Raw genomic sequence first — 24,307 nt, forward strand, 5'->3', positions numbered from 1 at the left:
TAATAAGGTCCTTAGTGGACCTGATGACCGATAATACCACCGACAGCGGCGCCACCGACTGTGCCGAGTGCGCTACCATTGGTCAAGACTGAACCCCCAATCGCACCCGCGCCCGCGCCAATGGCGGTGTTGCGGTCACGCTTAGACCAGTTAGAACAGCCGCTCAGTGCAACAGCTAACGTGGTCGCCAGTACAACGGCAGTGATTCGTTTCATTGTTGTTGTCATACCCTTCTCCTTTGATGTGCTCACAGAGGCAACACTCTTAGTATAGCTCCGATATTTCCTCAGCCCGCTTGTGTCGCATCATTGCCGCATCCCTGACGGCATAGAAATGTGATCACCATGGACAAACCGTTTGTAGCGGGTGAGTCACAATGCCAGCCCGACTGAACAGGTCCACGCATTGCCTGAGAAGATTCTATGCGTTCTGCAAAAATTCCGAAGATAGATAATTCTGAAATCACGGCACATTTTTGCATTCACAGCCATTCCTTCTGCGTTTATAGCCATTTGCTCCATAACCCTTTGGCGTCCGACTCCGCAAAATTCAGGGACGATTGTCAGCAGGAGAAAAGGCATGCTGGAACATCTTAAACAACAGGTTCTGGACGCGAATCTGGATCTACCGAAATACAACCTGGTGACCTTCACCTGGGGCAATGTCAGCGCGATTGATCGCGAGCAGGGTTTGCTGGTGATCAAACCTTCCGGCGTGCGCTATGAGGTGATGAAGCGTGACGACATGGTCGTCGTCGATCTGGCGAGTGGCAGGGTCGTGGAAGGGGACAAACGCCCATCATCGGACACCGCGACGCACCGCGCGCTCTATCTCGCCTGGCCGGAAGTCGGTGGCATTGTCCATACTCATTCGCGTCATGCAACCATCTGGGCGCAGGCTGGACGACCGATTCCAGCCTGGGGAACCACCCACGCCGACGATTTCTATGGTGAGATTCCCTGTACCCGTGCAATGCGCAACGAAGAGATTCAGCACGAGTACGAGTGGAACACCGGTGAAGTGATTATCGAAACCTTCGCGCAGCGCGGATTGTCACCTTCGGCAATCCCTGGGGTGCTGGTCAACTCGCACGGCCCTTTCGCGTGGGGGAAAGACGCCCACGCCGCCGTGCACAGCGCGGTGGTGCTGGAGGAGGTGGCCTATATGGGCCTGTTCAGCCAGCAGCTAACCCCTGACCTGCCGCCAATCAACCAGACGCTGCTTGACCTGCACTACCTGCGAAAGCATGGCGAGAATGCCTGGTACGGGCAAAAATAACGCGCGGGACGCCATGGCGTCCCGTTTTTTTTGGTCTCTTTTGAGACTGGTATGGCGATCCCCATCATAGTTATCAAAACAACCTATCAACAAAAGTAAAACAGCGTTTCATTTCATCGAGGCGATCACTGTTTTGGTCACCTTAAGTCACTACTTTGCCTGCATCGCCTTCGGGCACTTCCTGCACCCACACTGGCAAAGCAAAGGTGACACCGCTATGCATATCAAACGGGCTATAGATAAAATTCCGGGCGGCATGATGCTCATTCCGCTGTTTATTGGCGCACTCTGTCATACCTTCTCTCCCGGAGCCGGGAAATACTTCGGTTCATTCACCAATGGTCTGATGACCGGCACCGTGCCGATTCTGGCCGTCTGGTTCTTCTGTATGGGCGCATCGATTAAGCTCAGCGCCACCGGAACGGTGCTGCGTAAATCGGGCACGCTGGTGCTGACTAAAATTGCCGTGGCCTGGGTCGTGGCCGCCATCGCCTCGCGGGTGATGCCGGAAAATGGGGTGGAAGTGGGGATGTTCGCCGGGTTATCGACGCTGGCGCTGGTGGCCGCGATGGATATGACCAATGGCGGACTCTATGCCTCCATCATGCAGCAGTATGGTTCTAAAGAGGAAGCGGGTGCCTTTGTGCTGATGTCGCTGGAGTCCGGGCCACTGATGACCATGGTTATTCTGGGCACGGCCGGAATCGCCTCGTTTGAGCCACACATCTTCGTCGGCGCGGTCCTGCCGTTTGTGGTGGGATTTGCATTAGGGAATCTTGATCCCGAGCTGCGCGACTTCTTCGGTAAAGCTGTACATACGCTGATCCCGTTCTTCGCCTTTGCCCTGGGTAACACCATTAACCTGGGGGTGATTGCGGAAACCGGGCTGCTGGGCATCATGCTCGGTATAGCCGTGATCATCATTACCGGTATCCCGCTCATTCTGGCCGATCGGCTGATTGGCGGCGGGGATGGCACGGCTGGCATCGCGGCATCCAGTACGGCAGGTGCGGCGGTGGCGACACCGGTGCTGATTGCCGAGATGCTGCCGCAGTTTAAACTGGTGGCGCCTGCGGCGACGGCGCTGGTTGCCACTTCCGTGATTGTGACCTCTGTTCTGGTACCCATCATTACTGCCATCTATTCAAAACGTCTTAAGCGTCTTCATGTTGCCGTCGGGCAGCGTGCCGCTATTAAGTAACCCACCTAATCAATCCCCGGCGCGCGAGTCGGGGATCACTCTGGATTTTGTGTTGTAAATCAATCTCTCATTTGGTCTGGCCTCACTCTGCATTACGCTGATGTGGCGTATTTAACGCATCAAAATATAAACAGAGGATGAGACAATGACAGTTATTAACCAAGCAACGTGCAGATTATTTACCGAAGTCGGCAACACCACGCAGTTAGTCGCCTATTACGAAGAAGGGCGTCGTACCATGTGGATGATGCTGCGTGCACAGCCCCGTCCGAGCTTCAACCATGAACTGATTGAGGAGATCATGAACCTGAGCTATGCCGCGCAGCGTTCCGGTCTGCCAATCGACTTCTGGGTCACCGGTTCACTGGTGCCGCAGATGTTCAACGCCGGTGGCGATCTGCGCTTCTTCGTCGAGTGCATTCGCAACAACCGCCGTGAGGCGCTGCGGGCCTATGCCCGTGCCTGCGTTGACTGCATCCATTCGGCAGCACGTGGGTTCGATACCGGCGCGGTGACGCTGGCGATGATTGAGGGCAGTGCGTTAGGCGGTGGATTCGAAGCGGCGCTGGCGCACCACTTCATTCTGGCGCAGAACAACGCGCGGATGGGCTTCCCGGAAATCGCTTTCAACCTGTTTCCCGGCATGGGCGGCTACTCACTGGTGGCGCGTCGTTCCGGCATGAAACTGGCAGAGGAGTTGATCTGTGAAGGAGAGTCCCACAGCGCGGAGTGGTATGAGACGCGTGGACTGGTGGATAAAGTCTTCCAGCCGGGCGACAGCTACCGTGCCACACGCACCTTTATCGATACGTTACGGCCAAAACTCAATGGCGTGCGGGCGATGCTGAAAGCGCGTCAGCGCGTGCTGCAATTGTCACGCGCCGAGCTGATGGATATCACCGAAGACTGGGTCGATTATGCGTTTACCATCGAACCCAAAGACATTGCTTACATGGAACGCCTGGTCCAGTTACAGAACCGCCACAGCGCATCACTGCGTAAAGCGGGTTAATCTGAACCAGCGTTAAACGCGGGCAGGATGCTTAGCCAGCCAATGCCCAAATTGTTCCGCGGGCATTGGTTTTGCGTAATAGTAACCCTGACGCCCATCGACACCACTTTTGAGGACAAACTTCTCTTCATCCGGGGTCTCAATACCTTCAGCAATCACCTGCAAATCGAGCGCCTTGGCGACGGCGACGATAGCACGCACCAGCGATTGTGAAACCGGCTGCTTGTTAATATCGCGGATAAAGCTCTGGTCGAGTTTAATCGCATTGATCGGCACACGGGCCAGCTGAGAAAGCGAAGAGTAACCGGTGCCAAAGTCATCCAGATGCACCTGCGCGCCCAGCTCCTGGAACTGCTTCATCAGCTTCAGCGCTTCGGTCTCATTCTCAATCAGACAGCTTTCAGTCAGCTCAATATCAATCGGACAGTCGGTGATATTCGCCTCGTGCAGCGCCTGTTTCAGGTCGGTGTAGATACTTTGATCGATCAGCTGACGTGCCGACACGTTGACGGCGACGCGCAGGAAAATGCCCTGCTGGCGCCAGAGGATAATCTGCTTCAGCACGTTGAGCATCACCCAGCGTCCCAGCGGCACAATCAGTCCCGACTCTTCGGCGTAGGGAATGAAATCAGCGGGAGAAACCAGACCCCGCTCAGGGGAGTTCCAGCGCACCAGCGCTTCGGCGCTGCGGACCTGGCCATCGCTGTCGATCTTCGGCTGGTAATGGACCAGCAGGTGATCCAGCTCCAGCGCCTTGCGCAGGTTGGTGTCCAGCCACAGATATTCAAAGACCCGCTGGTTCATCTCGGCCGCAAAGACGCAGAACTTGCCGCGACCGTTCTCTTTGGCGTGATACATCGCGGTATCCGCGTTACGAATCAGGCTCTCACGATCTTCGCCGTGCAGCGGCGCGAAGGCGATGCCGATAGAGCAGCCGCTGTATACTTCGATGAGTCCGATACGGAAAGGCTGACGCAGGCGCTCAAGAATGCGCGAGGACATCGCTTCCAGTGCCGCCTGGCTGGTGTGCTCAGCCAGCACCACAAACTCATCACCACCCAGACGACCCAGCGTCTGGTCTTTACCCAGACAGCTGAGAATTGCCAGCGAGACGGCCTGCAGTAACTGATCGCCGAACATATGACCGTAGGCGTCATTCACTTTTTTGAAATTATCGAGATCGAGATAGACCACACCGGTCTCATCGCTCTCCGCTCGCTCCAGCGCCAGGCTAATCTGTTGATGAATTGCGTTGCGATTAGGCAAACCGGTCACGGTATCGGTGTTTGCCAGCACCCGAAGGCGTTCCTGAGCCCGTCGCTCCTCTGTGATGTCTGTGCCAGAACAGATGAGGAAAATTTCATTTTTGCCACTGCCGCTGTGAACGAACTTATTACGAAACAAGAACAGTCGCTGGCCCTTTTTGGTTTTAACCCAGCGCTCGACTTCATAGGAGTTGCCGTCGCGGAAGAAGCCCGCAATGTTGCGTCGCGACTGTGAGGCTTCCTGTTTGGTCATAAACAGCTGAAAGACGTTGCGGCCAATAACCTCATGCTCATTCAGGCCGGTATATTCTTCACTCAGGCGGTTAAAACGCTGAATATTGCCGCGCTGATCGAGGATCACAATCACGGAGTTGGCTTCAGACACCACCTGTTCGGCGAATGAAAGACCCAGGGTTAAATCGCGGGCGACCGCAGACGTATCGCCCCAGGCTGAAGCCGTTCCTGCCCAGGAGGCCTGATTCACTTTGCGCCCGACAAAATGCATAGGCACATCAATGCCCTGCAGAGTCATGGTCAGATTGATACTTGAGGTGATGACCGGCATCGCGCGGATCATTGCGGCCTGGCCAGGTGTTAACGGCAGGGCGATATTGGTTTGTGACGACTCATCTTCGGCAAAATGCAACGCATCGCTGTCCGCCGTCAGACGCCAATGAGGGCTGGTTGTACCAAACAGCGTGTACAACAACGTTTGCCCGTGTTCATCGGTCATGGAAACTTCCTCCGGGAAGTGCTCTGCAGGCGTTATCTCATTATTTTAGCAACAGTATTCATCATCTGATGCAAGCACAAGATGCAAACTGAATATATTTTCCCATCCAGATAAGAATGGCACAAAAAAGCCCCGCCTGTGCGGGGCTGTTAAGGGCATTCAGCAGGGACATTTGCCCAGTTTACCCGCCTGGCTGGGGAAGCGGGCGTCCAGACAGTAACGGTGGAAATCACGCTCATTCATCGGCGGCTGATCGGGATGATGCAGACGCATATGCTGCAGATATTTTTGATAATCCTGCACGCCGACCATTAAGCGAAAGCACTGCTGCAAGCCGCGCCAGAATCCACGCCAGCTAAAGGTTTCAGGCGGTACGGAAAATGCCGGGTGGCAGCGGATGATCTGCCACTTCCCCTTAGGCCGGTGGGCCTGACAGATAGCATCAGACATGACGCACCTCCTTGTTGCGCAGTGCCACCGGCGTCTCGCTGGTGGTCGGTACCGAACTGTTCAGCGCGCGCCGAATCACAAAGAACGCCGAGACCAGCATGGTTACCGCCACCAGCATAAAGAAGGCACACAGCGCGGCGTTAATCTGATTGCTGAATACGATGGTCTGCATATCCGCCACGCTTTTTGCCGGCGCAATGATCACGCCTTCATCCAGCCCTTTGCGGAACTTATTAGCCTGCGCCAGGAAGCCGATAGACGGTTTCTCATGGAAGATCTTCTGCCAGCCTGCGGTCATCGAGGTAATAAACAACCAGACGGTCGGCAAAATCGTCACCCAGGCATAACGCTGCTTTTTCATTTTGAACAGCACCACGGTGCCAAGAATCAATGCCATCGACGCCAGCATCTGGTTGCCGATACCAAACAGTGGCCACAGGGTGTTAATGCCGCCCAGCGGATCGACCACGCCCTGATAGACAAAGAAGCCCCAGCCCGCGACCGCGACGGTCGTGCCTGCCATATTGCCGAGCCAGGAGCGGTTGTTCGCCATAGACGGCACCACCGTGCCGACCAGATCCTGCACCATGAAACGGCAGGCGCGGGTACCGGCATCCACGGCGGTCAGGATGAACAGCGCCTCAAACAGGATGGCGAAGTGATACCAGAAGGCCATCATCGCCCGGCTGTTAAAGATCTCGGTAATGATGTGAGCCATGCCCACGGCGAAGGTCGGCGCACCGCCTGCGCGGGAGAGAATCGAGCCTTCACCCACATCGCGGGCAATACCGCTCAGCATTTCTGGCGTGACGACAAAGCCCCAGCCGTTGATCACCTGAGAGGCGCTTTCAACCGTGGTGCCAATCAGCGCGGCCGGTGAGTTCATGGCAAAGTAGACGCCCGGATCCAGCACCGAGGCACAAATCAGCGCCATGATCGCCACAAAGGACTCCATCAGCATCGCGCCATAGCCAATAAAGCGGATATGGCTTTCCCGCTCGATTAGTTTTGGTGTGGTACCGCTGGAAACCAGCGCGTGGAAGCCAGAGATCGCGCCGCAGGCAATAGTAATAAACAGGAACGGGAACATTGCGCCGGAGAATACCGGGCCGGTGCCGTCGATAAATTTGGTCACCGCCGGCATTTTCATCTCCGGCATGGCAAAGACGATACCCACAGCCAGACCGACAATCACGCCGATTTTAAGGAAGGTCGAAAGGTAGTCACGCGGTGCCAGCAGCAGCCAGACCGGCAGCACGGAGGCGATAAAGCCGTAAATCACCAGCACCCAGGTCAGCGAAGTGCCTTTCAGGGTAAAGAAGGGGCCCCAGTAAGGATGCCGGGCTACGTCGCCGCCATAGATAATCGCCGCCATCATCAGCACAAAGCCAATCAGGGACACTTCGGCAATTTTACCTGGGCGGATAAAGCGCATGTAAACGCCCATAAACAGCGCAATCGGAATGGTGGCCGCGATGGTAAACAGGCCCCACGGGCTGTTCGCCAGCGCCTTCACCACCACCAGCGCCAGCGCCGACAGGATAATGATCATCACGCCCAGCGCCCCGAGCATCGTCACCACACCGGCAAATGCGCCCAGCTCCTGCCGCGCCATCTCGCCCAGCGAACGGCCATCACGGCGGGTGGAGATAAACAGGATCAGGAAGTCCTGAACTGCGCCTGCCAGCATGACCCCGACGAGGATCCAGATGGTGCCGGGCAGAAAGCCCATCTGCGCCGCCAGAATCGGACCGACCAGCGGACCGGCACCGGCAATGGCCGCGAAGTGGTGACCAAACAGCACCCATTTATTGGTCGGGACATAATCCAGCCCGTCGCTCAGCCGCTCGGCAGGTGTCATCCGGCGGTCGTCCAGTTCAAAAATATTGCGGGCGATAAACAGGCTGTAGAAGCGATAAGCGATGCTGTAACAGGCGACAGCGGCTATCACCAGCCAGACTGCATTGACGTGTTCGCCGCGGCTGAGGGCCAGCATGGCGAAAGCGCCCGCGCCGATTAACGCCACCACTAACCAGATCACACTGGTTTTGACGTTTTTCATGACTAACTCCTTGTGAGGACCGAGAGGGAAGCGATCGAAAACAACGAGTCAAACTTAATGTAATGGAATGTAAGTGAAAGTTAATCAGTGGAGAAGTGTGAAGCGGGGTACAAATTTAACGTTTCTGCAACGCGAGTGGGGCGGGAAAAGGCGGGATAACCAGGTTATCCCGCCAGATTGACGGCTTAATCAAAGACTATTCAGACCGCGGGACGGGCCACAACGCTGCGGGTTTCCATGCGAACTTCGGCGATGGTGACATCAATCACGTCAGTGACGCGGTACACCACTTCACCTTTGATCTGTACGCTGCCATTTTCCTGGCTCAGGACCATCTCATCACGCACCGCGTGAATGAACGGGGCCGGGATAAAGGCGACCGCGCCAAACTCCACCAGGCGAACGCGCATACCGCCGCGTGACACATCGATAATCTCGGCACTGAAGCGGCGGTCGGTAGCTGCGAACGGCGCCAGATAACGGGCGTAGAGCCAGTCACCCACATCACGTTCCGCCATGCGATTCAGGCGGCGACGTTCACTCATCGTCACCGTCAGCGCATCATCCGGACGTGCGATCTGCTCACCGCGAATAATCGCTTTCAGCAGACGATGGTTGATCATGTCGCCGAACTTACGAATCGGTGAAGTCCAGGTGGCGTAAGCCTCAAGACCCAGGCCGAAATGCGGGCCAGGCTCAGTGCTGATCTCAGCGAAGGTCTGGAAACGACGGATGCGGCTGTCGAGGAACTGGGTCGGCAGGGCGTCCAGCTCACGACGCAGCACGCGGAACCCTTCCAGCGTGGTGATTGCCTGCGCATCCACGGTAATACCGTGATTAGCCAGCACGGCAGCGGCCTGTTCAGCATTGGTGGCATCGAAACCGGCATGGACGTTGTAGATACCAAAGCCGAGACGATCGCGTAGCACTTTCGCCGCGCAGACGTTCGCCAGAATCATCGACTCTTCAACGATGCGGTTGGCGATGCGGCGAGGTTCCGCCACGATCTCCAGCACTTCGCCTTTTTCACCCAGCAGGAAGCGGTAATCCGGGCGGTCTTTAAACACCAGCGCGTGGGTCTGACGCCACTCGCTGCGCGCCAGACAGAGGCGGTGCAGCAGACGAATCTGTTCAGCAATCGCCTCACTGTCCGGCTGCCAGGTGCCGTTGTTTTCCAGCCAGTCAGAGACGTCGTCATAAGCCAGCTTGGCTTTGGACTCAATCCAGGCGGCAAAGAACTCAACGTCATCCCCTAACGTGCCATCGGCAGCTACGGTAACGCGGCAGGCCAGCGCCGGACGGCGCACATTCGGACGCAGCGAGCAGACATCATCAGAGAGTTCGCGCGGCAGCATCGGGATGTTAAAGCCCGGCAGGTAGTTGGTGAACGCACGCTGTGCCGCCAGCTTATCGAGCTGACTGCCTTCCGCCACATAGGCGGTCGGATCGGCGATAGCGATTGTCAGACGCAGCGTGCCATCATCCTGCGCTTCCACATAGAGCGCATCATCCATATCCTGGGTGCTGGCGCTGTCGATGGTGACGAAATCCAGCGCGGTCAGATCTTCACGCGTCAGATTTTCATCCATCATCTCGCCAAAGCTGACATCGGGCGCTTCACGCTCAAGGTTATGACGCGACAGCGTCACCCACCACGGCGCCAGATGGTCATCAGCTTTAACAATAAAATCAGTGAGTTCGGCATAAAAGCCGCGATCGCCTTTCAGGGGATGGCGACGCATTTCTGCCACGGCCCAGTCGCCATTCTCAAACTCATGGCTGACATCGCGTGCAGGGCGACACGGGATCGCATCCTTCAGCAGGGGATGATCCGGCACAATCGACAGACGATCGTCTTTCTTCTGGACCCGGCCAACAAAGCGGGTCAGGAACGGCTCAACCAGGGTTTCCGGCTCAGCGCTTTCGCGATCTTTGTCGCTGTGGATGACGGCGGTAATACGGTCGCCATGCATCACTTTCTTCATCTGCGGAGGCGGAATGAAGTAACTTTTCTGCGCATCGACTTCAAGAAAGCCGAAGCCTTTCTCGGTGCCTTTAACGACGCCTTCAGCACGAGGCGTTTGCGAATGGAGCTTTTGTTTCAGCTGCGCGAGCAGCGGGTTATCCTGGAACATAATTTTTACGTTTCGTGGCCTGATTGCGGCTGACAGTTTTACGCGAATCGACGCCGCGCGGCAAGGCAAAAAGCCGGACGAACCGGCTTTTCAGGGGGTGGTGAAAGGGCTATCAGGCGATACGCTGATCGGCCAGTGCTGAAGACAGTTCCAGCTTAACCGGCACCGATTTAGAGGTCGGCGTTCCGCTGTCATCACCGAAGCTGTTCAGCGGCACCAGCGGGTTGGTTTCCGGGTAATAGGCCGCGAGGTTACCGCGCGGAATATTGTAGGGAACCAGTTTGAAGCCGCTGACGCGACGGGTAATGCCATCATTCCACAGCGTCTCGATATCGACGTTCTGGCCTTCAGTGAAGCCCAGGTCTGCCATATCGTCCGGGTTGATGAACACCACTTCACGCTGACCAAACACACCACGGTAACGGTCATCAAGGCCGTAAATCGTGGTGTTGTACTGGTCGTGAGAACGCAGCGTCTGCAGAGTAAATGGCACGTCCTGATCCAGATTCGGGAACAGCGAGGTCGGCAGCGCCGAGGCGTTGAACTCCGCTTTCTGGCTCGGCGTATTAAAGCGCAACTCCGCAGCCGCATTGCCCAGATAGAAACCGCCCGGGATATCGCATTTTGCATTGAAGTCGGCAAAGCCCGGAATCGTCGCAGCAATGTGCTCACGGATCAGGTTGTAATCACCGGCCAGCTCGCGCCATTTCACTTTCTCATCACCCAGCACCGCCTGCGCGATACCGGCAACAATCCAGGTTTCAGAACGCTGTGTTTCCGCCAGCGGAATACCAATCCCTTCAGAGGCGTGCACCATGCTGAAGGAGTCTTCCACGGTAATAAACTGATTGCCGGTCGCCTGCAGATCGCGCTCGGTGCGGCCCAGCGTCGGCAGAATCAGCCCTTCGTGACCCGGCACCAGATGGCTGCGGTTCAGTTTGGTGCTGATGTGCACGGTCAAACCACAGCGTGACATCGCCTCTTCGGTACGCGGTGAATCCGGCGCGGCCGCGGCCAGGTTGCCACCCAGCGCGATCAGCACTTTCACTTCATCACGCAGCATCGCGTTCAGGGCTTCAACGGTGTTGTGGCCCGCTGCACGCGGTGGCTCGAAGTTGAAATGATCACCCAGCGCATCCAGGAAGGCTTTAGCCGGTTTCTCATCGATGCCCATCGTGCGGTTGCCCTGAACATTACTGTGACCGCGAACCGGGCAGAGGCCTGCGCCTTTTTTGCCCAGCTGACCAAACAGCAACTGCAGGTTGGTGATCTCACGAACCGTGTCGACAGAGTGTTTGTGCTGAGTGATGCCCATCGCCCAGGTACAGATCACCCGGTCCGCGCTCTGGTAAATCGCCGCCGCTTCCTGAATCTGCGCCTGCGTCAGGCCCGACTGCGCCACAATCTGCATCCAGCTGGTGTTATCGACCGCGTCGAGATAGGCCTCAATGCCGTTGGTTTTGGCATTGATAAAGGTCTGATCGAACAGGCCGCTTTCACCGGCTTCCAGACGGGCGCGATGGGTTTCCAGCAGGGATTTCACCATGCCGCGCACCGCTGCCATATCACCACCCAGGTTCGGCTGATAATAGGAGGAGCTGATGTTGCCCGCTTTCGAGGTCACGACTTCCAGCGGTTTCTGCGGATCGGCAAAACGTTCCAGACCGCGTTCGCGCAGGGTATTGAAGGTGACGATTTTCGCACCGTGATCGGCAGCATGACGCAGGCTGTGCAGCATACGCGGATGGTTGGTGCCGGGATTCTGACCGAAGACGAAAATGGCATCGGCGTGGTCGAAATCATCCAGACGAATGGTGCCTTTCCCGACGCCAATACTGCGCTTCAGACCGGTGCCGCTGGCTTCGTGGCACATGTTGGAGCAGTCAGGGAAGTTATTGGTGCCCATCAGGCGACCAAACAGCTGATAGAGCCAGGAGGCTTCATTGCTGGCGCGACCGGAGGTGTAAAGCTCCATCTGGTTCGGATGATCCATCGCCTTGATGTGCTGTGCGATCAGCGCAAAGGCATCATCCCAGCTGATAGGTTCATAGTGGTCAGTTTCCGCGTTGTAGCGCAGCGGATGGGTCAGACGTCCCTGATACTCCAGGAAGTAATCACTCTGGGTATAGAGCGTGGTCACGCTGTGTTTAGCGAAAAAGTCAGTATCGACCATACGGCGTGTCGCTTCCCACGTCACCGCTTTGGCCCCGTTTTCGCAGAAGCTGAAGGTACTTTTATTGTCATCACCCCAGGCGCAGCCCGGACAGTCAAAACCGCGTGCTTTATTCATGCGCATCAGGTTGCGCATATTTTTCAGGGCCGCTTTGCTGTCAAGAACGAAACGCGTTGTGGCTTCCAGTGAACCCCAGCCGCCCGCAGCCGCGCGATAGGGTTTGATTTGGCGTTTAAATTTCATATTGAGTGCAGGCTTTTATAGTAGGAATTATTGTTTGGTGTTTGTTATCAGGTTATATCCTGATGGTGAAAGGAAGTCTGCAGATATCCTCATACCTTGTCTAATTGATTGACATAATGGTGCGATAGCTGGCGTTTATCGTGCATCGGCCAGAAATGTGATGGTGGTCAGATTTTACCCGCCTTTAACGGGCTGATAACGGGAGTTCTCTCCACAACAGGCTAATACTTGCTGTTCACTATCAGAGAGGGCGCGACTCCATGAAACAGCTGACCAGCCAGATCCATGCGTTTGGCAAAGCGTTGATGATGCCAATCTCGGTCATCGCGGCCGCCGGTATTTTTCTCGGGCTGGCGGCGGCGATGCAGAACCCGGCGGTGACCGGCGATGCCTTTGCGCAGATGCAGGTGCCACAGTTAATCATTGGCTTTATTCGCAAGGTGGCAGGGGCGCTTTTCGCGAACCTGCCGGTCTTCTTTGCGGTGGCGAGTGCCATCGGACTGGCGAAAGCGGAAAAGCCTACCGCCGCCTTTGCTGCGGTGATCGGCTATATCGTGATGAACGTCGGCATCAGCGCCACCCTGGCGGCCAAAGGGATGACGGCGGCCACCACCACACCGGCAGCCCTGCAGCAGGCGGGCATGGATCAGACCACCGCCATGATGACCTCGGCGGAGTACATCAACATGCTCGGCGTCTTTACCTACAACATGAGCGTGCTGGGCGGGGTGATCGCCGGGCTGATCACGGTGGTGCTGCATAATCGCTTCTATACCCAGCAGCTGCCCACGGCGATCAGCTTCTTTGGCGGACGGCGTTTTGTGCCCATTGTCACCGTGGTCTGTCTGCCGCTGGTTGGGGTGCTGCTGGCGCTGATCTGGCCGACCATTGGCGACGGCATCGCCTGGATAGGCCAGATGATTGGCAAAAGCGGGCAGTATGGCGCGTTTCTGCTGGGCGCCTTTGAGCGCATTTTAATTCCCACCGGCCTGCATCACATCCTTAACGAAACCGTGCGCTTCACGCCGATAGGCGGCATGGCGGTGGTCGATGGCCAGACGGTTGTCGGTGCGCTGAACATCTTCAACGCTTCGCTGACCCATCCGGGGTCGATCCCCGATGAGACTTTGCGTACCGCCACGCAGTTTCTGGCGCAGGGCAAGATTCCGGTCATGATGTTTGGCCTGCCCGCGGCGGCGCTGGCGATCTACCACACCGCACGGCCAGAACATAAACAGCGGGTCAAAGCGCTGGTGATGGCGGGCGCGCTGACCTCGTTCACCACCGGCATTACGGAACCGCTGGAGTTCTGCTTTATCTTTGTCTCACCGGTGCTCTACCTGTTGCACGCTTTCTTAACCGGCCTGTCGTTTATGCTGATGTCGATGCTGCATCTGATGATTGGCAACGTGCAGGGCGGCGTCATCGACCTGGTGGTGTTCGGCATGCTGGGCGGCGCGAAAACCCACTGGTGGTGGACGCTGGCGCTGGGCGTGATCTATGCGCCGATTTACTACTATGCGTTCCGGCTGGTCATCACCCGGATGAATGTCGAAACCCCGGGCCGTGAATCGGAAGAGGAGAAACCGCAACAGGTCGCTGCGGATGAGCGGACGCAGGTGATCATCAGCGGACTGGGCGGGCAGACCAATATCGAGGATGTCGATTGCTGCTTTACCCGGCTGCGGGTGCGGGTTAAAGAGATGAATCAGGTGGTCGATCAGACGCTGATGAGCACCGGGGCCAACGGCGTTAATCGCGTCAGCGAGCACGATGTTCAGGTGATTTATGGCCCGCAGGTTGAGAAGATCGCTAACGACGTGAAAACAGCGCTGGGCGTGGCGTAACGACACTCCTTTTCAGACTTGATGACTTCGCTAACCGTCTGGCGCTCGCGGGCGGTTAGCCCCTCTGGTTGTACACAGACTGACCGCTGCCGTCCCGCTTATTGTAACTAAAAAAAGCCAGACCCTAATGGGCCGCGCCTTTCTGCCGATATAGCGACTAATCCTCCCGATTACTGGAACTGAGTCATGTCGTTAAAAAAATCCTCCCTGATTATTTTCTCCTTCCTGCTGGCGTTGTTTCTTACCAGCGTGGCGATTAGTACCTGGCTGCTGATTCAGAGCAATCACTCTCTGAATGCGGTTAACAAAGAGATCCGTGTGGTGCTCTCGGTCATCGATCCGATCAACCACAGCCGTACGCTGCGTGTGCGTCTGATGGAGTACATGAAGGAGATTGAGGGCAGCGATGCCAACAATCCCGCGACGCTGGACAGCGTGCGGACCGTGGCTGGCAAAGCCGATGCCGCGTTTCAGGCCTATATGAATGCGCCGCGTCTGCCGGGCGAAGAAGCGGACGCTGACGCCTACAGTCAGGCTTATCTGGCCTATCGCCAGCAGGGTCTGCAGCCGCTGATTGATGCGGCAGAGGCCCACGATCAGGTGCGCTTTAAAAGTCAGATCCCTAACGTAGTTCGCCTGGATCGTCAGTATGAAATCATTCTGGACCGTGTACTGGCACAGCATGAAACCTATGCCAAAAAACTGAACAGCGACGCACAGAGTCACTTCACCTCGGGCATCACGCTGCTGGGGCTGTTTGGCGTGCTGTTTTTCGCCATCATCGTCGCCATTTACATCTTCATGAAACGCTACGTTCTGTCGCCAATCAATGAAGCGCAGGAACACTGCAAGCTGATTGCGGCGGGCGTGCTGGATGCCACGGTGCCGGTGAAACCGGGTTCACGCAGTGAAATTCAGCTGCTGATGGGCTCGCTGGAACAGATGCGTAGCGCGCTGACCGCCATCATTCTTCAGGTGCGTGACTCAACCCGCTCAGTCTCAACGGCCTCGCAGGAAATTGCGGCAGGCAACATCGATCTCGCCTCCCGTACCGAACAGCAGGCCGCCGCGCTGACCGAAACAGCGGCCAGCATGGAGCAGCTGGGCGCAACGGTGAAACAGAACACCGAAAACGTCTTTGAAGCCTGCCGTCTGACCAGCGAAGCGGTGAAAAACGCGGAAAGCGGTGAGAAAGTCTCGCAGGAAGTGGTGACATCGATGGCGCTGATTAACGCCAGCTCGAAAAAGATTGAGGAGATCACCACGGTGATCGACAGCATCGCCTTCCAGACCAACATTCTGGCGCTGAACGCGGCGGTCGAAGCGGCCCGTGCGGGTGAGCAGGGGCGCGGTTTTGCGGTCGTGGCCGGGGAAGTGCGTAACCTGGCCCAGCGCAGCGCCACCGCAGCCAAAGAGATTGAGGGGCTGATTGCAGAGTCAGTCTCAATCATTCACGCCGGTTCCGATCAGGTCAGCCGGACCGGTGAGGCAATGAACGCGATTATCTCTTCGGTCAGCCGCGTGAATGTGCTGATGGAGCATATCTCTACCGCGTCTGATGAACAGAGTCGCGGCATTGGTCAGATTGAGCAGGCAGTTACCGAGATGGACAGCGTCACGCAGCAGAACTCGGCGCTGGTGCAGGAGTCTGCGGCGGCGTCTGCCTCGCTGGAAGAGCAGGTGCAGTATCTGACGCAGTCGATCTCCACCTTCCGTCTGGCAACACAGTAACCCGATCACTCCGCGCTGAGCGTATGCAGCGCGGAGTGATTAGCCCCGGTTGAGAACAGCACGCGGCAGAGAAAGGTGAGTTTATTTCCGCGCCTTGCGGCGGATGGGTAATCGGCGGATTATAGGGCTTTCCATTGAAGACAGGGTTGTCATGCTAATTAGCACCCATACCCGCAGCGACAGCGCCGATACCCGACTGGCCTGCACGCTGGCCGCTGCCGCAGGCGCGCTGAATACCGCAGCCTTTGAGATTGTCGGGTTCTTTTCAGCCAACATGACCGGGAACGTCTCGCTTTTGTCCGATCATCTGGCAAAAGCGAACCTGGGGCCGGGTCTGTTCTTCCTCTCTGTTGTCCTGCTGTTTATCGCCGGCTCCCTGTTTTCAACGCTGATTATCAATGCCGGGCACCGCAGAAACATTCGCACCATCTATGCCTTTGTCATTCTGATTGAGGGCACCGCCCTGATTGCACTCGGCGTGATTGAGAATCACTTTCCGCCGCTGTCGCCTGGCGTGGTGTTGATTATGAGCCTGAGTTTTCTGATGGGCTTGCAGAATGCGGTCGTCACGCGGATCTCCAATGCCCGCGTTCGCACCACCCATATTTCCGGCACGGCGACCGATATCGGGATCGAGCTGGCGATGCTGTTTGAGGTGCTGCGACGTAAAGCGTCACCGAAAGATGCGCCTCTCTATCTGGGCCGGTTGCGGCTGCACTGCCTGACTCTGCTGGCTTTTCTGGCGGGTGGGGTGGCCGGAATCGGACTTTACCGACTGCTCAGTTATGATTTTCTGCTGCCCGTTGGGTTCGGGTTAATCTGCCTGGCGCTGAATGCCATCTTTACTAAGCCCGCGAACCCCGGTAACGCGATGGTGTAATGGCCCGGTATCCTCTGCTGCCGGAATCAGGGCGGTGCTTAGCCCTGATTTCATCGTTTCGCGAGGCAAATGAACCGTGCGGTTAAACCATCCGGGCCTGCGCAGAGTAACATTCAGCCTTATACTCTGGTTGATCCTGCCGGTGAGACAGTGACACGAACAGCCTTCAACCTGCTGATGGATAATTAACATCGACATTAAACAACTTATTTATTTATGTAACCTGGAACGGGAGCGCCATTTCGGGCGGGCCGCAGAAGCCAGTTTTGTTACACAGCCAACCCTCTCGATGCGCCTGAAAAATCTGGAGCGCGAGCTGGGCCTGCCGCTGATTAACCGCAGCAATAACTTTGCCGGATTTACGCCGGAGGGCGATCGCGTGCTCGCGTGGGCTCGGGAGATCGTGTCGGTTTATCAGGGGCTGAAGCTGGAAGTCGAATCACTGAAACATGGGGTGAACGGCACGCTGCGGGTTGGCGTGGTGCCGCAGTGCAGTATGGCGTTGCCGCTGCTGCTGAAAGCGGTGCAGGCGCGTTATCCTCAGCTCGACTATCGCATTGCGGTGCTGAGTGCTGACCAGCTGCTGGAAGCCCTCAACAGCCACACCGTGGATGTCGGGATCGGCTTTTTTGAGATGGCGACGCTGCGGGAACTCCATTTTCAGACCGAGATGCTGGCAGACCGGGGCGTTGAGGCGGTATTCCATCCTGAGCATTTCCCGGCGCTGGTGGGCGAAACCCCGCTGACGCTGGATGAACTGGCTCAACAGCCGCTCTGTCTGGCGGAGCCGACGCGCTATTTCCGCCGCTACCTCGATATGGCTTTCCGCGAGGCAGGGCTGGTGCCCCGGGTGATTGTGGAGAGCGCCTCTATCATGCAGCTGATGCAGTGCGCGCAGGTCGGCCTGGGGCTGCTGGTGTCGCCAGTGGGGCATCTGCTGCCCGCGTCAATTCAGGGGCTGCAGCAGCGTGCGATTACGCTGCCGCCGATGGCGCGGCAGGCCGCGCTGGTGATAGCCGAACCGGGCCGTGCGACACCGCTGGCACAACACTTTTTCGACGAAGCACGCGGACTGCTGCCGGTTTAGCGCCGTTACTTCGCTTCACCCAGCGCGTAAAACAGGCGGCTGTTCCAGTTGCCTATCGCCACGCTCTGAATCAGTGCGAACAGCGCCTCAGCTTCCCAGCCTGCCTCCATTAGCGGTTGCAGATGGGCCGCGCTGAATCGCTCGGGCGAGCGGGTCAGCTGCGCCGCCAGCGCAACGATCTGTTGATCTTCACCTTTCAGACCCGCTTCTTCTACACCATCAATCAAACCTTCATTTCCGGTCAGCAGCCGGAACGCCCAGCGGCTGCCCAGAATACGGGCGACGGTTGCTTCAGCCAGCGTATTGTCATGCGAAAGGTGCTGACGAAGCTGCGCCCAGCCATAAAGCGCGGCGGGGTCATGGGCCAGCAGCCATACCGCCTCCTGCATGCCAGGCAGTGACTGACAACGGGTAACGGCAGCCAGTTGCTCTGCACAGGCATAACGCAACTCCAGCGGCTTCAGCACCGGCTGCCAGCGGGCAGGCTGGTCAAAACCGGTAGCGTCGGCGTCGGGTGGTGCGGTACTGCCGGGCAGCCAGCGAACCGGCTGGGCCTGCAGCGCCTGTAATCCGGCAACAACACGCGCCTGATAACTGACAAAGCCGATCACCTGATTCAGCGTCACAACATCGGGTTCGGTCAGGCCAACCGCATCCAGGGCGGTGATTGCGCTGGCGTTAATCAGCTCAGGCTGCATCGCCAGCTGGCGCGCATACTGCGTAATCTGAGTCAGGCGATTATTACTCTCGCGCGAAGAGTCAGGTCCGGGCAGCGGATTCAGGCGGGCAGAGTAGTGATTACAAAGCCGCTGTACACCCGCCACCTGCGCCACGGTCAGCGCGGTGCTGAGGCGATCGTAGAGCGTCAGGGTATGGGTGAGTGACGTCACCACGCGATCCGGGAACAGTAATTGTGCCAGATCGCGCGCTGCCAGCAGGGCCGGCTGATTCGTGCGCAGCAGGGCCTGAACCACGGCGTTATCGGCGTAGCATCCCAGCAGGAAACGGTCATCAATATGGGCGGCCTCGGGCACCAGCGGTGCGGCCTGAGAGGTACGTGGACTGGTCTGGCTCTCGTAAAACCAGTGGTTATGGCCCGGATAGCGGCGTTGTTCCATGATCAATCCTTTTGCAAATTCGGGTTCGGCATGCAGGCGGCAGATTCTGAAAATGTGCATAAACCGAAGGGCAGGCTTATCGTCGCTGATGGGCAGTCCGGGGCAAAAGAATGATCGGTGATAATTAATAGCGTTACGGTATAACGGGAGCGAAATCAGGCAGGAAGAGCGAGGCGGGAGCAGAGAAAAGGGCGAGCCAGGCTCGCCCTTACAGAACTTATTTCAGTTCCAGTTCGTTCATTGCGGCGATGCTGAAGCCGCCATCAACGTGTACCACTTCACCGGTGATGCCGCCAGCCAGGTCAGAGCACAGGAATGCTGCTGAGTTGCCGACATCTTCGATGGTAACGGTACGGCGAATCGGGGTAACCGCTTCGCAATGTTGCAGCATCTTACGGAAATCTTTGATGCCTGATGCTGCCAGGGTGCGGATTGGACCTGCAGAAACGGCGTTAACACGCACGCCTTCCGGGCCCATGGCGTTTGCCATGTAACGCACGTTAGCTTCCAGCGACGCTTTCGCCAGACCCATCACGTTGTAGTTCGGAATTGCGCGCTCAGCACCCAGGTAAGAGAGGGTCAGCAGCGCAGAATTTGGATTCAGCATCTCGCGGCACTCTTTGGCCATCGCGACGAAGCTGTAAGCACTGATGTCATGCGCGATTTTGAAGCCTTCGCGGGTAACGGCGTTCACGTAGTCGCCAACCAGCTGATCGCCTGGGGCGAAACCGATAGAGTGAACGAAACCGTCAAATTTCGGCCAGGTTTTTGCCAGTTCAGTGAACAGCGATTTGATGCTCTCATCTTCGGCTACGTCACATGGCAGCACGATGTCTGAACCCAAATCTTTGGCAAACTCTTCCACACGACCTTTTAACTTGTCGTTCTGGTAGGTGAAAGCCAGTTCTGCGCCCTGTTTGTGCATCGCCTGTGCAATACCGTAGGCGATGGAAAGTTTACTGGCAACGCCAGTAATCAGAATGCGCTTACCGGAAAGAAAACCCATAGCTGTAATCCTTATGGTCATTGTAGTTGGCGGTCGCATGATTAATAAGTAAGCGACCGACGTTAATCGACGTGCGGATTCTAGCACGTCTCTCATAAATCAGGTAAATCGGCCCGCAATTTCCGCGATATGCAGCAAAAATCAGCGCTCGCGCCGCCAGGCTTCGGCACTCAGTGCTTCGCCAAAATGGCTGCTGATCAGCCGTCGGGTCAGATCGTGCAGCGGGGAGGCCAGCACGTCAGCCGTGCCGCCGCGCTCGACCACTTCGCCCTGATGCATCACCAGCACTTTATCGCTGATGTGCTTCATCATGCCCAGATGCTGGGTGACATAGATGTAGGCAATCCCGTGCTTCTCCTGCAGTTCCAGCATCAGGTTCACCAGCTGGGACCGCATCGTCATATCCAGCGAAGCCAGCGCTTCATCGGCCACAATCACTTTGGGTTGCAGGATCAACGCGCGCGCCAGGCCCAGACGCTGTTTCTGACCGGGAGCCAGCATGTGCGGATAATAACCGGCGTGATCGCGCAGTAAGCCCACCTGACGCAGGGTAGCGATAATGCGTTTCTCGCGCTCTTCCGCATTCAGCCCGGTGTTGAGGCGCAGCGGGAACTCCAGGATCTGACTGATACGCTGACGCGGATTCAGTGAAGTAGAGGGATCCTGAAAAATCATGCGGATGCGCTGACTGCGGTAACCATAATCACCGAACGTCAGTGGATGATCGTCAATCAGAATCTCACCTTCAGTGGGCGCCACCATGCCGCTGAGCATCTTCGCCAGCGTGGACTTGCCGGAGCCGTTTTCACCGATAATCGCCAGTGTCTGTTTCTCACGCAGGGTAAAGCTGACCGACTTCACCGCCTCAACGTGCTGGCGGCGGAACAGGCCCGTGCGATAGCGGAAAGTTTTACTGAGATTGCGCACTTCCAGCAGGGTCTCCATGCTACTGGCCCTCCATGTTCAGCGGGAAATGACAGGCGAAGAGATGTGTTTTGCTGCCGGTGAGGCGAGGCGTTTCAATACACTTGCGCTGGGCATAAGGACAGCGTGGCCCCAGACGGCAGCCGATCGGCAGGCTTTCCAGCGACGGAATCGCGCCTGAAAGGGTATTGAGGCGGCTTTTGTGCGGCAGAGCGCGACCAAAATCCGGCATCGCCCGAATCAGCGCCTGGGTATAAGGATGATGCGGTGTACTCATTAAATCTTCGCTCTGAGCCGTTTCCACCGTCTGACCGCAGTACATCACGTTAATACGGTCCGCCCACTGGCTCATATTGCGCAGGTCATGGCTGATCAGCAGAATCGTGGTGTTATTGTTCTGGTTCAGGCGGCTCAGCAGGCGGAAAATCTGCGCCTGGGTGGTCGGTTCCATGGCATTCGTCGGCTCATCGGCAATCAGCAGACGCGGCTGATTAGCCAGCGCAATGGCGATCATCACTTTCTGACATTCGCCTTCAGTCAGCTCATAGGGGAAGCTGCGCATGATGTCTTTATGATCTTTGATGCCGACGCGATGCAGCAGTTCGATGGCGCGGGTTTTGCGCCAGAACCAGAAGCGTTTCAGCCACGGACCTTTATACGTCCAGCGCGGGATCACCTGCATCAGCTGACGACCGATGCTTTCAGAAGGATCCAGACAGGATTGCGGCTCCTGAAAAATCATCGAGACGTTATGCCCGATAATGCGGCGGCGCTCGCGCGTCGACAGGCGCAGCAGGTCCACATCATCAAATACCATGCGGTCGGCGGTCACGCGCCAGTTATCGTTGGTCACGCCGCAGATCGCCCTGGCGACCAGACTTTTACCGGAGCCGGACTCACCGACCAGGCCGCGGATTTCGCCTTCACCCAGCGTCAGGTTGACGCGATCGACCGCTTTGACCGGCCCGTCTGCGGTCATAAATTCAATGGTCAGATTACGAATATCGAGTAACGGCATTTATTCCACTCCCGCTTCGACGGCGCGACGGATGCCGTCACCGAGCAGGTTAACAATTAATACGCTGACCATCAGCGCCACGCCGGGCAGCATAACGGTCCAGGGTGCGACGTAAATCAGTTCCAGCGAATCGCCCAGCATCGCTCCCCATTCCGGGGAAGGCAGCTGCGCGCCCAGGTCGAGGAAGCCGAGTGCGGCAATATCCAGAATCGCCATCGACAGCGCGCGGGTAATTTCGGTGATCAGCAGCGGCAGAATATTGGGCAGGATGGCGTAGCGCAGAATATTGCGGCCGCGCGCACCATCAAGGCGTGCCGCTACCACATACTCTTTTTCCAGTTCATCATGCACGGCGCTGTAGATCTCGCGCACCAGACGTGGCATCAGCGCCAGCCAGACCGCCAGCAGCGCATGTTCCAGTCGCGGCCCGAGAAACGCCACCACGATAATCGCCAGTAACAGCGACGGAATAGAGAGAAGAGTATCGAGCACGTGGTTCATCACCGCCGAGCGGATGCCGTGCGTCATGCCCGCCAGCACGCCCAGCACCAGCGCACCGAGCGTAGCAAACAGCGTCACCAGAATCGCGGACCCCACCGTCGGGCCTGCGCCGCTCAACAGGCGGCTCAGAACATCGCGACCCAGATCGTCGGTGCCGAGAAAGAACGAAACGTCGCCGTAGCGCGACCAGGAGGGCGGCAGCAGCTGATAACCCAGGAACTGCTGGTCGATACCGTAAGGCGCGATCAGGCCGCCAAAAAGGCAGAGCAGCAGCAGCGCACCAAAGCCATACAGGCCGACCATCGAGATCGGATTGCCATAGAAATGGTGCCAGCTCTGACGAAACGCACTGGGCAGGCGTTTTTCGGCGTAGATATTATCGGAGGGCATACGTGTTCACTTTACTCTGCTTAACGTCGGGCAACATTGCTCTATAAAAATCATTCATATCAGGTGCTTGCCCCGCGCGTATGCTTGATGTTGCTTTGTCATCGATGACTCTGAATCGCTTTAATTTAACGGTTTTGTGCACAATTTTCCCGGCGTTTTCGCCGGGAGGGTAAGCCCGTTCAGCCTGTTTCAGGGGATTATCCGTCGATATCCCTGTCGCAGGCAAGGGAAGGGCGTCAGCAATTTCGATGCTGGATTACAGAGGGTTACGATCCGCGTCGGCAGATCAACGCATACTACGCTGGCCTGACCCTGGCTTTGGTTGGATGTCCATCAGGGCCATCGTCATGGGTGTGGTCCGGATTAGGCTCAATGATCACGATATAATCTTTACCTGTTCCGTCGCGGGTTAACGTCACTAAATCACCGGCAACAGGTTTGGTGTCAAACTCATGTTCCTCTTCAGCGCCAGTATCTTCAAAAATCACAGCGTATTTCATTTTCTGTCCTCTTTGTGATGGGCCGCGTCGTTACCTCGGTGTTTTTTGCTGAGGCTGACATGAAGAATTTTAGCCTGGTCTGAAAATACGCCTGTGATTAGTGGATGTTTTATTCCGGCAATGTCTCCGGATTCAGGCCGGCTGGGCATTAACGTTGCTGATCTCTTCAGCCTGTGCTGTCTGACACCGGCATCATCTTCGATCATGGCGAGATAGAAACCCTGGCGGGGTGTATGAAATTTCCATTCAGCAACATCGTGGCTCAACTCAGCGTTAAGAGTTTTATAAATTTTAAGCAAGCGTAACATTTTATTAGCCGCTCATTTCTCGTGACTTTACTATTATTCCTGCAAAAGTATGTTTTCATGCTGGATTTTCCTGCTCGCCGTCTGGCTTTATTTTGATGTGATGCGCCTGGCTTATTTAATATTGATGCCGGATTTTACCGGGTACGCTTGCAAGCCTTACCCTGTCTTCTAAAGTAAATATTGCAACACGAATATGGCCGGCATAACTGATTTATGCCGGTTGCCATCTCTGAATAGAAATATATCCAGGAGGATATTATGGCCGAACATCGTGGTGGTTCAGGTAATTTTGCAGAAAACCCTGAGAAAGCCTCTGAAGCAGGTAAGAAAGGCGGGCATAACAGCGGAGGTAACTTCGCTAATGACCGTGAAAAAGCGTCAGAAGCAGGCAAAAAAGGTGGTCAGAATAGCCACAGCGGCGGACGTAAATCTGAATAATCAGAAA

21 protein-coding genes are annotated in these 24,307 nt (G+C 56.7%); 8 read left to right on the plus strand and 13 right to left on the minus strand.

The genetic code is table 11. The features are described 5' to 3' along the window. Nucleotides 1-11: 11 nt before the first annotated feature. A complete protein-coding gene (gene osmB, locus PU624_RS12620; RefSeq protein ID WP_003853848.1) occupies nucleotides 12-227 on the minus strand; it encodes an osmotically-inducible lipoprotein OsmB in 216 nt (71 codons plus the stop codon). 352 nt (nucleotides 228-579) lie between these two features. Here osmB and araD point away from each other — a divergent pair, with 352 nt between their 5' ends. The 3 genes from araD (at nucleotide 580) to PU624_RS12635 (ending at nucleotide 3,491) form a co-directional block, all read left to right on the plus strand. Further along, nucleotides 580-1,278, plus strand: coding sequence for an L-ribulose-5-phosphate 4-epimerase (gene araD, locus PU624_RS12625; RefSeq protein ID WP_283547885.1), 699 nt, complete (start codon nucleotides 580-582; stop codon nucleotides 1,276-1,278). Between the two features lie 217 nt (nucleotides 1,279-1,495). Then, nucleotides 1,496-2,479 carry a 2-keto-3-deoxygluconate transporter gene (gene kdgT / locus PU624_RS12630; RefSeq protein WP_283547978.1) on the plus strand — a complete coding sequence of 328 codons (984 nt, stop codon included), beginning with the start codon at nucleotides 1,496-1,498 and terminating at the stop codon, nucleotides 2,477-2,479. A 145-nt stretch (nucleotides 2,480-2,624) separates the two neighbouring features. Beyond that, nucleotides 2,625-3,491 (plus strand): crotonase/enoyl-CoA hydratase family protein, encoded by an 867-nt coding sequence (locus PU624_RS12635; RefSeq protein WP_003853843.1) that lies wholly within the window; start codon nucleotides 2,625-2,627, stop codon nucleotides 3,489-3,491. A gap of 12 nt (nucleotides 3,492-3,503) precedes the next feature. Here the strand turns inward: PU624_RS12635 and pdeR are convergent, their stop codons facing one another. From pdeR to PU624_RS12660, 5 genes are all read right to left on the minus strand, one after another. Further along, nucleotides 3,504-5,489, minus strand: a complete 1,986-nt coding sequence (gene pdeR / locus PU624_RS12640) for a cyclic di-GMP phosphodiesterase (RefSeq protein ID WP_283547886.1) — start codon at nucleotides 5,487-5,489, stop codon at nucleotides 3,504-3,506. 159 nt (nucleotides 5,490-5,648) lie between these two features. Further along, a complete protein-coding gene (locus PU624_RS12645; RefSeq protein WP_283547887.1) occupies nucleotides 5,649-5,939 on the minus strand; it encodes a YbdD/YjiX family protein in 291 nt (96 codons plus the stop codon). Continuing rightward, nucleotides 5,932-8,001: a carbon starvation CstA family protein gene (locus PU624_RS12650; RefSeq protein ID WP_283547888.1), complete on the minus strand. Its 2,070-nt coding sequence runs from the start codon at nucleotides 7,999-8,001 to the stop codon at nucleotides 5,932-5,934. Before PU624_RS12650 ends, PU624_RS12645 begins: the two co-directional genes overlap by 8 nt. Nucleotides 8,002-8,201: 200 nt before the next feature. After that, on the minus strand, nucleotides 8,202-10,136 hold the full coding sequence (locus tag PU624_RS12655) for an exoribonuclease II (RefSeq protein ID WP_283547889.1): 1,935 nt from the start codon (nucleotides 10,134-10,136) through the stop codon (nucleotides 8,202-8,204). A gap of 112 nt (nucleotides 10,137-10,248) precedes the next feature. Further along, nucleotides 10,249-12,552: an FdhF/YdeP family oxidoreductase gene (locus PU624_RS12660; RefSeq protein ID WP_283547890.1), complete on the minus strand. Its 2,304-nt coding sequence runs from the start codon at nucleotides 12,550-12,552 to the stop codon at nucleotides 10,249-10,251. A gap of 260 nt (nucleotides 12,553-12,812) precedes the next feature. Here PU624_RS12660 and PU624_RS12665 point away from each other — a divergent pair, with 260 nt between their 5' ends. From PU624_RS12665 to PU624_RS12680, 4 genes are all read left to right on the plus strand, one after another. After that, on the plus strand, nucleotides 12,813-14,399 hold the full coding sequence (locus tag PU624_RS12665) for a PTS transporter subunit EIIC (RefSeq protein ID WP_283547891.1): 1,587 nt from the start codon (nucleotides 12,813-12,815) through the stop codon (nucleotides 14,397-14,399). A 186-nt stretch (nucleotides 14,400-14,585) separates the two neighbouring features. Next, nucleotides 14,586-16,130: a methyl-accepting chemotaxis protein gene (locus PU624_RS12670; protein ID WP_283547892.1), complete on the plus strand. Its 1,545-nt coding sequence runs from the start codon at nucleotides 14,586-14,588 to the stop codon at nucleotides 16,128-16,130. Between the two features lie 151 nt (nucleotides 16,131-16,281). Continuing rightward, nucleotides 16,282-17,010 (plus strand): YoaK family protein, encoded by a 729-nt coding sequence (locus tag PU624_RS12675; RefSeq protein ID WP_283547893.1) that lies wholly within the window; start codon nucleotides 16,282-16,284, stop codon nucleotides 17,008-17,010. 190 nt (nucleotides 17,011-17,200) lie between these two features. Beyond that, entirely contained in the window at nucleotides 17,201-18,097 is an 897-nt protein-coding gene (locus tag PU624_RS12680) for a LysR family transcriptional regulator (RefSeq protein WP_283547979.1), read from the plus strand. A gap of 5 nt (nucleotides 18,098-18,102) precedes the next feature. On the opposite strand, the gene PU624_RS12685 is transcribed toward PU624_RS12680, so the two are convergent. From PU624_RS12685 to PU624_RS12720, 7 genes are all read right to left on the minus strand, one after another. Continuing rightward, nucleotides 18,103-19,215 (minus strand): CMD domain-containing protein, encoded by a 1,113-nt coding sequence (locus tag PU624_RS12685; protein WP_283547894.1) that lies wholly within the window; start codon nucleotides 19,213-19,215, stop codon nucleotides 18,103-18,105. 217 nt (nucleotides 19,216-19,432) lie between these two features. Continuing rightward, the gene (gene fabI / locus PU624_RS12690) at nucleotides 19,433-20,221 is read right to left on the minus strand and encodes an enoyl-ACP reductase FabI (protein WP_283547895.1); all 789 of its coding nucleotides are present in this window, start codon (nucleotides 20,219-20,221) and stop codon (nucleotides 19,433-19,435) included. Nucleotides 20,222-20,362: 141 nt separating this feature from the next. Further along, on the minus strand, nucleotides 20,363-21,166 hold the full coding sequence (gene sapF, locus PU624_RS12695) for a putrescine export ABC transporter ATP-binding protein SapF (RefSeq protein WP_090960654.1): 804 nt from the start codon (nucleotides 21,164-21,166) through the stop codon (nucleotides 20,363-20,365). Between the two features lies 1 nt (nucleotide 21,167). Next, nucleotides 21,168-22,163: a putrescine export ABC transporter ATP-binding protein SapD gene (sapD, locus tag PU624_RS12700; RefSeq protein WP_283547896.1), complete on the minus strand. Its 996-nt coding sequence runs from the start codon at nucleotides 22,161-22,163 to the stop codon at nucleotides 21,168-21,170. Further along, nucleotides 22,164-23,054 (minus strand): putrescine export ABC transporter permease SapC, encoded by an 891-nt coding sequence (gene sapC / locus PU624_RS12705; RefSeq protein WP_179895655.1) that lies wholly within the window; start codon nucleotides 23,052-23,054, stop codon nucleotides 22,164-22,166. Between the two features lie 296 nt (nucleotides 23,055-23,350). Next, nucleotides 23,351-23,554, minus strand: a complete 204-nt coding sequence (locus tag PU624_RS12715; RefSeq protein WP_283547897.1) for a hypothetical protein — start codon at nucleotides 23,552-23,554, stop codon at nucleotides 23,351-23,353. Continuing rightward, nucleotides 23,551-23,862, minus strand: coding sequence for a hypothetical protein (locus PU624_RS12720; RefSeq protein ID WP_283547898.1), 312 nt, complete (start codon nucleotides 23,860-23,862; stop codon nucleotides 23,551-23,553). The genes PU624_RS12715 and PU624_RS12720 overlap by 4 nt, the downstream gene beginning before the upstream one ends. Nucleotides 23,863-24,120: 258 nt before the next feature. Between PU624_RS12720 and PU624_RS12725 the strand changes: the two genes are divergently transcribed. Beyond that, the gene (locus tag PU624_RS12725) at nucleotides 24,121-24,300 is read left to right on the plus strand and encodes a con-10 family general stress protein (RefSeq protein ID WP_279767717.1); all 180 of its coding nucleotides are present in this window, start codon (nucleotides 24,121-24,123) and stop codon (nucleotides 24,298-24,300) included. Nucleotides 24,301-24,307: the final 7 nt, after the last annotated feature.

It is taken from the genome of Pantoea sp. Lij88 (genome assembly GCF_030062155.1).
Taxonomy (GTDB): Bacteria; Pseudomonadota; Gammaproteobacteria; order Enterobacterales; family Enterobacteriaceae; genus Pantoea.